Origin of the sequence: Sphingomonas gellani (genome assembly GCF_900110035.1) — a bacterium.
Classification (GTDB): Bacteria; Pseudomonadota; Alphaproteobacteria; order Sphingomonadales; family Sphingomonadaceae; genus Sphingomonas; species Sphingomonas gellani.
Map to the genome: position 1 here is coordinate 156,289 of NZ_FOCF01000002.1, position 12,310 is coordinate 168,598.

The 12,310-nt window shown below is 65.9% G+C and carries 8 protein-coding genes and 2 pseudogenes; 6 read left to right on the plus strand and 4 right to left on the minus strand.

What is annotated here, in order from left to right; translation table 11 throughout:
- Nucleotides 1-247 precede the first annotated feature (247 nt).
- Nucleotides 248-388 (plus strand): hypothetical protein, encoded by a 141-nt coding sequence (locus BMX37_RS18720; protein WP_212611407.1) that lies wholly within the window; start codon nt 248-250, stop codon nt 386-388.
- On the opposite strand, the gene BMX37_RS19440 is transcribed toward BMX37_RS18720, so the two are convergent.
- Nucleotides 342-920, minus strand: a complete 579-nt coding sequence (locus BMX37_RS19440) for an alpha/beta fold hydrolase (protein WP_170841871.1) — start codon at nt 918-920, stop codon at nt 342-344. The genes BMX37_RS18720 and BMX37_RS19440 overlap by 47 nt on opposite strands.
- A 138-nt stretch (nt 921-1,058) precedes the next feature.
- Between BMX37_RS19440 and BMX37_RS05075 the strand changes: the two genes are divergently transcribed.
- Nucleotides 1,059-1,967, plus strand: a complete 909-nt coding sequence (locus tag BMX37_RS05075; RefSeq protein ID WP_170841851.1) for a LysR family transcriptional regulator — start codon at nt 1,059-1,061, stop codon at nt 1,965-1,967.
- A 499-nt stretch (nt 1,968-2,466) separates the two neighbouring features.
- Here the strand turns inward: BMX37_RS05075 and BMX37_RS18975 are convergent.
- Both BMX37_RS18975 and BMX37_RS18980 read right to left on the minus strand, forming a co-directional pair.
- Nucleotides 2,467-3,180: pseudogene (locus tag BMX37_RS18975) on the minus strand (IS91 family transposase); the annotation flags it as partial.
- A gap of 6 nt (nt 3,181-3,186) precedes the next feature.
- Nucleotides 3,187-3,954 (minus strand): annotated as a pseudogene (locus BMX37_RS18980) (tyrosine-type recombinase/integrase); the annotation flags it as partial.
- A 587-nt stretch (nt 3,955-4,541) separates the two neighbouring features.
- On the opposite strand from BMX37_RS18980, the gene BMX37_RS05085 reads away from it, so the two are divergent.
- The 4 genes from BMX37_RS05085 to proC are packed head-to-tail and all read left to right on the plus strand — an operon-like array spanning nt 4,542 to nt 11,717.
- Entirely contained in the window at nt 4,542-7,253 is a 2,712-nt protein-coding gene (locus BMX37_RS05085) for a TonB-dependent receptor domain-containing protein (protein WP_093664780.1), read from the plus strand.
- Complete coding sequence (locus BMX37_RS05090; protein WP_093664416.1) at nt 7,250-9,331, plus strand: S9 family peptidase; 2,082 nt, start codon at nt 7,250-7,252, stop codon at nt 9,329-9,331. The genes BMX37_RS05085 and BMX37_RS05090 overlap by 4 nt, the downstream gene beginning before the upstream one ends.
- 28 nt (nt 9,332-9,359) lie before the next feature.
- The gene (locus tag BMX37_RS05095) at nt 9,360-10,892 is read left to right on the plus strand and encodes an amidase (RefSeq protein ID WP_093664782.1); all 1,533 of its coding nucleotides are present in this window, start codon (nt 9,360-9,362) and stop codon (nt 10,890-10,892) included.
- 18 nt (nt 10,893-10,910) lie between these two features.
- Nucleotides 10,911-11,717, plus strand: a complete 807-nt coding sequence (gene proC, locus BMX37_RS05100) for a pyrroline-5-carboxylate reductase (RefSeq protein WP_093664417.1) — start codon at nt 10,911-10,913, stop codon at nt 11,715-11,717.
- Here proC and BMX37_RS05105 read toward each other — a convergent pair.
- Nucleotides 11,701-12,300 (minus strand): FMN-binding negative transcriptional regulator, encoded by a 600-nt coding sequence (locus BMX37_RS05105; protein ID WP_093664418.1) that lies wholly within the window; start codon nt 12,298-12,300, stop codon nt 11,701-11,703. The two genes, proC and BMX37_RS05105, sit on opposite strands and share 17 nt — an antisense overlap.
- Between the last annotated feature and the right edge of the window lie 10 nt (nt 12,301-12,310).

Below are 12,310 nucleotides of genomic sequence, written 5' to 3' on the forward strand. Positions count from 1 at the left end.
GCGACTTTGGCAGGAGTGGTTCCTGCCGCTACGATGGCCGAAAGGCGCGGAAACGCGTGCTATCGGCTTCGTTCGTAATGCGGGGGTCGCAGGTTCGAGTCCTGCAAGCGGCACCATCACGTCTCCGGAACAAACCTGGAAAACCGCGGAAATCTGCGGTAAACTGCCTCTCGGCGGTCCCGTGAAACCTGATTATGTTCCGCCGTGGCCCACACAAAAGGGGCCACGAATCATGGGGCCACGAATCATGGGGCCACGAACGTTGCAGGAGGCGTGGCCCCATGCTTACGGTTGCGGCGAGTTCAGCCTGACGGCGCTCGCCTGCAACCTCAGGCAGGCGATCAACCTCGTCGGCGTACAGGGGCTGATCCGAGCGGTACAAGCCTGAGCCACGCTGCCATATGGGCCAGTGCGGCGCCTGATAAGTTCCCCATGAAACCGCTCCGGTGCCGGTGCAGCGGCAAACCCGAACATGTCACGGGTTTCTGCCCCTCTGGCCAAAAAAAGGCTGGGTGGCTCCACGACCACAAGTTCTCACACGGTCTGGATTGTTTTCGAGAACGACGGCCGTGCCACGGGTGGGCTTCGGGGCTCAGCCGATCAAAACAGTAGTTGAACTGCCCCCTGGGCGGCGCCTTGGTCTGGCCGAAACCCGGAAGATCGGGTGCGATGACGCGGTAGCGGTCGGCGAGCGCGGGAATGAGATCGCGAAACATATGGCTGGCCGTCGGGAAGCCGTGCAGGAGCAGGATAACCGGCGCGCTTGGCGCTCCGGCCTCTCGAAAGAACACCTCCGCGTCACCGACATGCTGCGTCCGATACCGGACGGTCGGCGCAACGCCTCGATTACCACTCGATTGCGGCGACGACGGCTGGCCCGTCGCGGGCGCGCCGGCCATCATCGGAACGGCTCCGATCATCGCGAGCAATGTCCGCCGTCGAACAGTCACGTCATCCTCGTCCACATCGACCTCCTGTAGCAAGCTGCCCCTCCTAGTCGTTTCGCGATGCGGAGAAACGCTTGCGTTTCGACAAGCTTGATTGCAGATTCTGAAAAGATGGATCGGCTGGACGCAATGCGAATGATTGTTGCGGCGGTAGAGCAGGGCTCCCTTTCAGCCGCGGCGAGACGATATGGTCGCTCGCCAGCAGCAGCAACGCGTGCGTTGGCGGTCCTCGAGCGTCACACCGGGTGCGTGTTGCTGCTTCGATCGACCCGCAAGCTGAGCCTGACACCCGCCGGTCAGCACCATGTGGAGGTTTGGCGCGACGTTCTGGCAAGGCTGGACGATGGCGAGATCGATGCCACGGAGGCAAACCTGCAAGGGCAGATCGTCATAACCGCGCCGGAGCTCTTTGGACGTCTGCAGGTGATGCCGCTCGTCGAAGAGTTTCTTGATACGCATCCGGGCGTCAGTGCCCGCGTCCTGCTGGTAAATCGCGTCGTGAACCTCACCGGCGAGGGCGTGGACCTGGCGGTACGGCTTGCACCGCTTCCCGACTCCACGTTGAAGGCGATCAAGGTCGGGGACATAACGACCATGTTCTGTGCCTCACCATCCTACCTCGAGAAAAATGGCGCTCCGGCAACACCGCAGGATTTGGCTGATCACGAATGTATCGGGCTCAATGCCGAGGGAGACCACGACATGTGGCCGATTGACGCGGCTCAAGGACGTCGGTCATCCGCGCGATCGAGTCAGGTTTATACACGGCTGAGTACGAATAGCGCAGCAGGCGCCCTTGATGCAGCGCTTCGTGGAAGAGGCATCATGTGCGCGCGCTCGTACCAAGTTGCGGGCCACATCGCTGCCGGACGGCTTGTTCCGCTTCTAACAGACCTCGACGCGTCGCCGACACCGGTCCATCTGGTCTTCCCGTCAAGCCGATCTCAGAAGGGCGTCGTGCGCACCTTCATCAACTATCTTGTGCCGGTCTTGCGGCAGCAGCTTCGATTTGGCGTCTAAGGCAAAACAATCTGTGTGTAACCTCTCAAGTCCTTTAGCCAACACCTTTCTTATTCCATCGCCGGCCGGTTGCCGGCTTTGCGTCAGTCATCTTCGACTCGTGCCGCTGTAAGCGGCTCTTCCGAGTGGATCCCTATTTGCCTGGAAGATGAATGATCGTCCGTAGTTGGGAAGCAACAGACCGTTCTCAAACGTCGTCATCTGTGAAGGTAATCAGGCAAAGGGAGGTGTATGATTTCCTCCATGGCAGGAAGCCGCGGGCCACGGGTGGTCTATGGGGAAAGCGGTTTTCGGGTGGTCGGCGGACTGGCGCGACTGGTGGCGAGATGCGCTCCGACGTGCCGGAAGACGGCAATCGAGCGCGGTGTCAGACATGGATTTTGGGCGGGACCGAGGGTCTGGGCGAGCGTTCATGTGGCTGGCGATGTCGCCGGCGTGAGCGGCATGGACGCCGGAAGCGAGGTAATCGCGTGGCGGGGCCGGGTCTGGCCATGCCGGGTCATGGCGTCGTGGTTCCGGTCGGGGCGGCGTCGTGTGGCGGGGCGCGGGGCTGGCGCCAGCGTTCGAAGGTTTCGATGACGAGCATGCGCCCGCCGCAGCACGAGCATGGCGGGCGGCTATCTTCCGGTTCGGCCGGCGCGGCATCGACCATCGGCGGGGCGACCCCGAGCAGTTCGCGGGCACGTTCGAGATGGGCCTTGCGGGCGGCGCCGGCGAGCAGGCCGTAGTGGCGGATGCGGTGGAATCCTTTCGGCAGGACGTGCAGCAGGAAGCGGCGGATGAACTCGTCGGGGCTGAGCGTCATGACCTGCTGCCGGTCGGCGCCAGCGCGACGGTAATCCTTCCATCGGAGGGTGACGCCAGTGTCATCGAAGCGGAGGAGCCGACTGTTCGAGATCGCGACCCGGTGGGAGTAGCGCGATAGATAGGCGAGCACTGCCTGTGGTCCGGCGAAGGGCGGCTTGATATAGACAACCCAGTTCTTCTTCCGAACCGGGGACAGGTGCCGCAGGAAGGCGCGGCGGTCTACGAGGTGCGCGAGCCTTCCATGGAAGCCGAGAGGCCCGGCGTCGTACAGCGCCATCAGCCGGGTCAGGAACAGGCGGCGGAACAGCTTGCCGAGCACCCGCACCGGCAGCAGGAATGCCGGGCGTGACGAGATCCAGCGGCTGCCGTCCGGCGACAATCCGCCGCCCGGGACAATCATGTGGACGAGCAGCACCTGGATGACGCGGATGTCGACGTCCTGTTCGAGCAGGTGAGTGGCGAAGCTGTGCCGCAGCGTGTGCGGGCTGACACGCTTGCGGATGCCCGCCGCCTCGGCCGCCTCACAGACCGCGCGGTGCAACTGCCGGGTCGAGATCGGGTCGGTGCAGCTGCGGCCCGGGAACAGCCAGCCGTGCGGCAGCAGGACGCTGCGCCGCTTGCCCTCGCGCCACCACAGTCTGAGCAGCTCGAGCAACTGCGGCGACAGCATGGCGTTGCGGCCCTTGCCCTCCTCGATGCGGATCAGCATCCGCTTGCTGTCGATGTCGTCAGCCCTGAGGTGCGCGACCTCCGACACGCGCAGGCCGGCGCCGTACGCCACGCCAAGCGCCGCGCGGTACTTGATGCCCGGCGCTGCCTTGAGCAACCGCGCCACCTCGTCGACACTGAGCACGTCGGGCAGCTTCCTGGGGCGCGGCGCCAACACCAGCTTGCGCGACAGGTCGGGTCGGTCGAGCGTCACCCCGAACAGGAAGCGCAGCGCCGACACCGCGCCGCCGATGACGGCCTCGCCCGCGCCCTGCTCGCGCTGGTGGACCTGGAAGCGCCGCACGTCCTCGGCCGTCGCGGTGTAGGGCGAACGGCCCAGGAAAGCCGCGAAGGCGCGGACGTGGCGGACATAGTCGTGCTGCGTCTGAGCCCGCATCGAACGCATCGCCATGTCGTCGAGCATCCGCTGACGCAGCGGGGTGACAGGTGCTGTGGTCGGTGACGTCGTCATGACAGGGTTCCTCAAGTTGAAGGAACCCCATTGTCCGCCTGTGCTGCCACACGGCCAAACCTCAGCGTCGACGCGCTACTTCACCGCCAACACCACTGCCGCGCAGCGGCTTCGTGCATTGGGTCAGCCGAGCACGGTGCGGCCGCGATATCCCCTGGTCGGTTCCGCCGGCGCGACGCTCGGGTTCCGCGGGTACGAAGTCCCGTCGAAACAGAGGCGTGCCTCGTAAGCGCGTGTCGTGCCGCCTCCGACGACCGTGACGCCTAGGTCACCCCAGCCCCGCACCCTCGTGGCCAGTACCCGAACAGGCGGCCGGGTCACCGAAATCTTGGTCACGACCATATACAGTCGGCTTGGACCCATTGGTTTGCAAAAAATTGGATGTTTCCTGTCCACCGCCGACTTCTGAGACTGCGAGAGCGTTGATGGCGATCGTTGAAGGAAGTGCGAAGTAGACCCACAGGAACGATAATCGGTATGCAGGCCAGAACGCGTTTCTGCTGTTGATACCTGAACATCGATCTTGTGGATCAAAAGCCCTCCCTCGGCAGCGAGCATCGAAAGACCGATCAAGGGGGATGGACACGATGCAAGAGAAATCACACCGCCCGACGCGCTGGCTGGCAGGTGGCGCGATCTTGGTGTCGGTTGCGATCGTTACCTTGCCTGCGGTCGCGCAGACGAGCACTCCAGATGATGCCGCACAAGAGCCCGCCCGCAACGATGCGTCACCAGCCGGCGACATCGTCGTTACCGGTTCGCGCATCGATCGTCCGGGGTATGAATCGCCAACACCTCTCCTGCGCGTCTCGCAAGCCGAACTTGAGATCGTGCCTAGAGCAAATCTTGGGGCCGCGCTGGCAGACCTTCCGCAGTTCAAGGCGGCGGACTCGCCTGTTACTTCGAGTTCTAACGTAAGCGCCGGCCGGTTCCCAGTGAACATCCGCGGATTGGGCGACAAACGTTCTCTTCTACTTCTCGACGGCCGACGCCTCGTCAACTCAGACCTGAACACCGTTCCAACCATCATGATCGACAGCGTCGACGTCGTAACCGGCGGCGCTTCGGCGGCTTGGGGCTCCGATGCAGTGGCTGGTGTGGTCAATCTGCACGTCGACAGTCGCTTCGACGGATTGCGCCTCGGAGGCGAGGCGGCCGTCTCGTCGCGCGGCGATGCGCAGCAGTACCGAGCCGAGGGCAAGTTCGGCACCGGCTTCGCCGATGGTCGCGGCCACCTCGTGATCGGCGGAGAGTTCGTCGACAACCGGGGTATCGGTCGGCGGATCGACCGCGAAAACACCGGCCGCTGGTCGACGCTGGGCAACACGGCTCTCACCCCGGATGTCGGCTATTCGACAAGGCTAGTTGGCGGTTACATCAACTCGGGCGTGCTGCGGGGCCTGGGCTTCAATACGGACGGCAGCCTGCGCACGCCTAACCTCGGTCGGATCATCGGCAGCAGCATGGTCGGCGGCGAAGCGCCGTCCAACGATGACATAGGCGTGCTGATTGTGCCTCAACGTCGCTATGCGGCGATGGCGAAGGCGTCATACGACCTGACCGGCACGCTAAAGCTCAGTGCGGACCTGCGCTACTCGCGCTACTACGACAGCTATGCGTGGTTCGGCAGCCACAGCGACAATCTTACGATCCGCAGCGACAATGCGTTTCTGCGTCAGGAGATCAAGGACCGTCTCGCCGCGGCCCGACAGACCAGTTTCCTGTTGTCCCGCTTCAACAGCGACCTTTCCTTCGCCGATCTCGATGTCGACCGGCGCAACATCCAGGGCTCGGTCGCGCTGGACGGCAGCTTTGCCGACAATCGTTGGCGCTACGGGGCGTTCTACAGCCATGGCGAGTTCCACAACGATCTGCACGCGCCCGGCTTCCTCATCACCCGTAACTTCGCAAATGCCGTCGATTCGGTCATCAGCCCAATGACGGGGCAGCCCGTCTGCCGCGTCGCGCTGACCGATCCCAGCAGCACCTGCGTGCCGATCAACCTGTTCGGGGCCGGCGCGCCGAGCCAAGCGGCGATCGACTACGTCACCGGTACGCCGCAGTCGAACGTGCTGGACAAGCTCGACACCTACGGTGTGTCGTTGCGGGGCGAGCCGTTTGAGCTGCCCGCCGGACCGGTTTCTATCGCGATCGGCGCGGAAGGACGCAACGTGTCGACCCGCGCGAGGATCGGCGAGCTCGACGCCGCCGCCGCGTTCAGCACCTTCTACTTCACCGGCTTTTCGGGAAAAACGAACGTCAAGGAGGCGTTCGGTGAAATCGTCGTGCCGTTGATCCACGACACGCCGCTGTTACGCAAGCTGGAGTTTAACGGCGCGGTCCGGGCATCCGACTACAGCCTGAGCGGCACAATCTGGTCGTGGAAGCTGGGCGCAACCAACGAGTTCCTGCCGGGCGTGGTCGGCCGCGTGGCGCGCTCGCGCGACATCCGCGCAGCCAATCTCAGCGAGTTGTTCACGTCGCGTACCGTGTCGTACGTGGGCATCGTCGATCCGCGCAACACGGCCGCCGGTACCACCAGCACATTGATCTATGGCGGCGGCAGCGCGGCGTTGCAGCCTGAACGTGCGGACACATGGACGGCGGGCGTCACCACCGCGCCGGCACGCGGCCTGACCGCGTCGCTCGACTATTTCAACATTTCGATCCGCGACGTCATCACCACGCTGGGCGCGCAGACCATCGTCAATCGCTGCGCCGCGGGCAACACGACCCTATGCGGCTTCATCGACCGGAGCGCCGCAGGCACGATCCAGAGCATCACGTCGGCGCAGCTCAATCTGTCGCGGATGAAGACGGACGGCGTCGACGGCGAGGTGGCCTATACTATGCCCGTGAACGCGGCGACCAACGGGCGGATCAACCTGCGCCTGGTCGGCACGTGGGTGAACAGCTTCACCGTGGACGACGGCCTGACCAAGGTCGAGTATGTCGGGACACAGGGCTATGCGCTGACCGAGGGCACGCCGCGCGTTCGTGCCAACGCCACGATCGGGTACGCCAGCGACAGCTTCAGCGGATTGGTCAGGGCGCGCTACATCTCATCCGGCTATTGGGACCGGACCCGCGCCACGCTGACCAACAACCGAATTCCCGCCTATACTTATTTCGATGTACAGCTCAGCCAAAAGGTGCCCATGGGCGACGGCCGCAACTTCGAATTCTATGGCAGCGTGTCGAACCTCTTCGACAAGGACCCGCCGCTGTATTCCACCTTTACGCCCTATTACGACGTGATCGGCCGCTACCTGTCTGTCGGCGCAAGGGTGGCTTTTTGATCGCGACGGGATCGCTGACCCGGGTCATCAAGGCGCTGAAGGTGGATGCCGGTCGGGTACTGGCGGTCAGCCTGGCGCTTGTCCTGGCCGTGGCTGCTCCGGCCGCTGGCGCGCAGCCGGTCGCCGACGCGCCCACCCACCTGGTGACGCCGAACGCCATCGCCGGGCTTACCGATGTCCGCGATGCGGAGATTTCCCCTAACGGGCGGCAGGTCCTGTATGTAACCCAGCCCGGCATCGGCCAACGCGCCAGCCACGCCACCATCTGGCTCGCGGCCGCCGATGGCGGCACGCCGCCAAGGCGGCTGACGGTCAGCGCCGGGCTGGACGACACGCCGCAATGGTCGCCCGATGGCCGCAACATCGCGTTTCTGTCGAACCGCGCCAACCCCAGCGCGCGCGGCGTCGCCGGATTCGACCTCCGCCCGGTGACGGGCGACCCCGACCAGCCGACGCCGACTGAGGCGCCGCGCCAATTGTGGCTGATCTCGGCCACCGGTGGCGAGGCGCAGCCGCTCACCGCCGTGGGACGTGACATCCGCAGCTTCCGCTGGTCGCCGGACGGGCGCCGCATCGCGTTTCTCGCGCCCGATCCCCTCACGGCATGCGAACGTGCCGATCGCGCGGCCAAGCGCGACTGGGCAGAGGCGGATGCGCCGCAGGACCTTGCCCGTATCTGGATCCTAGACCTGGCGTCGCACGTGCTGCGGCGGATCGCTGTCGCTGACCGCGAGGTGAGCGAGTTGAGCTGGTCGCCCGACGGCAGCCGGTTTGCGCTGCGGGTCGCGGCTACGGGCGGGTTGAACGATTTCTATTACCGCTCCGACCTGATGGTGATGGACGTTGCGAGCGCGACGGTCGCGCGCACGATCTTCAAGGGGGTGTACAGCACCGGCAGCTGGTCGCCGGACGGCAGGCGCATCGCCTTCACCGCGCCCGAGCCGGACAGGATCGGGACGCGCGGCTATGTCGCGGACGTCGCGACCGGCGCCTTGCGGCAGCTGGGCGCGACGCTGGATGGGACGCTGAAGCGGCTCGACTGGTCGCGGAACAACGCCGTGGTGCTTGCGCGTGCCGTTGTGCACACCCGTACCGTGGTGATGCAGGTCGATGTCACGACGGACCGGTTTCGGCCCTTGATCGACCTGGATGGCCAGATCCGCGACATATCGGTCGCGGACAACGGGACGATCGCGCTGAGCGGCAGCCAAGCCGGCCGAGCGGCCGATGCCTGGGTGTTCCGCCGCGGCAGGCTGCGTGCGGTGTCGGACGTGAACCCCCAGATGCGCGATTGGCGGCTCGGTAAAGTGGCGGAGGTGCGTTGGACCAGCAGCCGTGACGGCAGGCCGATCTATGGCGTGCTGGTGACACCGCCCGGCTTCGTGCCGGGGATGCCGACGAAAACGGTGGTGCAGCCGCATGGCGGCCCCGCGGACGTGTGGGAGACGAGCTGGCTGGGCAGCTGGACCAGCTGGGCGCAAATCCTGGCGGCGCGCGGCTATGTCGTGCTGCTGCCGAATGCGCGCGGGTCGGGGGGACAGGGCACCGCCTTCGCGCGGGGCGTGAAGAACGATTGGGGCACTGGCGACTACCAGGACATTGTGGATGGTCTGGACATGCTGGTCGGGCGCGGGATCACCGACCCGAACAGGCTGGGTATCGGCGGCTGGAGCTATGGAGGCTTCATGTCTGCATGGGCGATCACCCGCGACACGCGCTTCCGCACGGCGATCGTCGGCGCCGGTGTGACCGACCTGCTCAGCCTATCACTGGCGACAGACACGCCCGACTGGTTCGGCGGCTATTACGGTTCGTCGCCGGCCGATGTGGCGAGCATGGATGCCGCATCTCCACTCCGCAGCATTGCAAAGGCGTCTGGCCCCGTGCTGGTGCTGCACGGGGGCGAGGATCGCCGAGTGCCCACGACGCAGGGGCTGGCCTTCTATCGCGGGCTACGCCTGATGGGAAAGGACGCGACTTTCGTGACCTACCCGCGCGAACCGCACTGGATTTCCGAGCCCGAGCATCAGCTGGACATCCAGCGGCGGGTGCTCGCTTGGTTCGATGCCCATCTGTGACCGACCGGAAGACGCGAAGGTGAAGACGATGCCCGACCCCGCTTTTCATCCGAACCGCCGCGACATGCTGGCCGCTGTCCCCGCGCTGATCGCCGCCAGCCCGTCGCTGGCTGCGACGAAGGGCGCAGACATCCTCGACATGAGCGCGGTGACGATGGCGGCTGAGCTCAGGAAGAAGGGCCTGTCCGCCCGCGAGTTGATGACGGCGCACCTGGCGCGGGTCGACGCGCTGAACCCGCGCTTCACGGCCCTGGTCTCGCGGATCGACCATGCGGATGCGCTGCGCCAGGCCGATGTCGCCGACCGTGACGCGGCTGCCGGGCACTTCCATGGCCCGCTGCATGGCTTTCCCCATGCGGTGAAGGACACCGCGTCGACGCGGGGCATCGCCAGCACGCAAGGATCGCCGCTGCTCAAGGACCATGTTCCCGACGCCGACTCCCTGGTCGTCGCACGGATGCGCAACGCCGGCGCGATCTTCGTCGGCAAGAGCAACGTGCCTGAATTCGCGCTGGGGTCGCACTCCTACAACCGGGTGTTCGGCACGACCCGCAACGCCTATGATCCGCGCAAGTCGGCAGGCGGCAGCACCGGCGGCGGCGCGGTCGCACTGGCGCTCCGGATGGTGCCGCTCGCCGATGGCAGCGATTTCGGCGGGTCGCTGCGCAATCCGGCCGGGTGGAACAACGTTTTCGGCTTTCGCCCGTCATGGGGCCGGGTTCCGTCGATTCCGAACACCGACCTGTTCTGGCAGAATTTCGCCACGTCCGGCCCGATGGCGCGCAGCGTCGCCGACGTCGCCTTGTTGATGTCGGTTCAGGCGGGTCCCGATCCGCGCGCGCCGTTTGCGCCGCAGGACGATCCCGCGATGTTCGCCGCACCGCTGGAGCGCGACTGGAAGGGCAAGCGGATCGGCTGGCTCGGTGACCTGGGAGGCGCTTTGCCGACCGAGGCCGGTGTGATGGCGACCTGCGAGGCGGCACTGTCGGCGTTTGGCGCGATCGGTATGACCGTCGACGCAGCACGCTTGTCGGAAAGCGCCGACGCGATGTGGAACACCGCCGTGCCGCTGCGGCAATGGTCGGTCGGGGCCGACCTGCAGGGGTTTTACGACGATCCGGTGAAGCGGGCGCAACTGAAGCCGGAAGCGGTCTGGGAGGTGGAGGGCGGCACCAGGCTGACCGGCCCGCAACTGGCAAAGGCGTCCGGAGGTCGCACGCGCATCCTTGAAGCCTTTCGCAAGGCGTTCCAGACCTACGACTTCCTGGCGCTGCCCACCGCGCAGGTGTTTCCCTTCGACGCCGAGCAGCATTGGCCGCGGGAGATCGCGGGCAAGGCGATGGACAGCTATCATCGCTGGATGGAAGTCACGCTGCCGCCGACCATGGCGGGCCTGCCCACGCTTGCCGTTCCGGCGGGCTTTGGCGGGCGCTACCGACTGCCCATCGGTATCCAGTTGATCGGCCCCCGGCTTGCCGACCTAGCCGTGCTCCAGCTCGGCCATGCCTATGAACAGGCATCGCCGTGGATCGCCCGTACGCGCCCGCCGGCGCTCCGCTGACGCAAGGAGTTTAGCACGATGACGATCCTGTTGATCGGCTGCGGCCGGATGGGCGGCGCGCTGGCACGACGGTGGAGCAGCGGCGAACGCGTCATGGCCTTCGATCCCGACGCCACCTTGCCGGACGGCGTGGAGCGGGTTGCAAACTTGGATGATGTCAGTGGAGAGAGCGATCTGGTCGTCGTTCTTGCCGTGAAGCCGCAGACGTTCCCCGCCCTCGCGCCGGCGCTACGACGGGTCGCCGATTGCAGGCCGCTGATCCTGTCGATCATGGCGGGAGTGCCGCTCTCCGCGTTGGCGGCGCCATTCGGCGGAAGTGGGAGGGTAGTGCGGGCCATGCCGAACACGCCGGCCGCGATTGGTCGGGGGATCAGCGGGCTGGTCGCGGGCCAGGCGGTGTCGAGCGCCGATCGCGATCGCGCCGGAGGGCTGCTGGGTGCGGTCGGAGAGGTCGTCTGGCTGGCCACCGAAGGGGACATCGACCTGGTCACCGCGATATCGGGAAGCGGCCCCGCCTATGTCTTCCGCATGACTGAGGCGTTGGCAGCGGCGGGTGTGCGACTGGGATTGGCGGAACCCGTGGCGACCCGGCTGGCCAGCGCGACCCTGACCGGCGCGGCGGCGCTGGTCGAGGCGGAGAGCTGCGCCCTGGCCGATCTGCGCCGACAGGTGACCAGCCCCGGCGGTACCACTGCGGCTGGTCTGGCGCAGATGGACGAAGACGCGGGTATCGACGACCTCATGGCAAGAGTGGCGCAGGCCGCAGCACGCCGATCCGTCGAGCTTGCCGACCAAGGCGTGAACCTCGTCAACGATCCGGATTGAACCGACGCAGCCAAGGGGTGACAGCGGGTTCGGCAAGCCGCTCCGCGATGGTCCGATATACCGCGTCGCGCTCGTCCTGGCCGAACTTGAAGCGTCCCGCGATCCCAGTGACCCACGCCCGGAACCCGATGATCGCGCTGGCCATGCCGTGATAGCGGTGCGCGATCTCGGCGCGCGTCCATGGTGCTTGCCGGCCATGTTCCATAGCCCCGATCAGCACGTCCAGCGCTTCGTCGGTCAGTGCTGCATCCACCGTCACCTCCGCCGTGATCCTGAGGTTGGCGTAGATCCAGGTCGGCGCCCAGTCGCGCAGTCCGGCATGTTCGGGCGAGACATAGGCCGATGGGCCGCTAAACAGCAGCAGGGCGCGTCCTTGCGCGCGCAACCGGTCATATAGCGGGTTGGCCCGTCCGAGATGCCCGATTAGCGACAGCAGCCGCCCGTCCTCGTCATATTCGCCGATCAGCGGCAGTTGCGCGGCTTCGGACGGGGCGTCGCCGACCGAACACACCCAGGCCAGCGGATGCTGCGCGATCAGCGCGCGTATGTCGTCGGTGGTGAAGTCCGCGAAAGGATCGCTCATGATGGGGCCG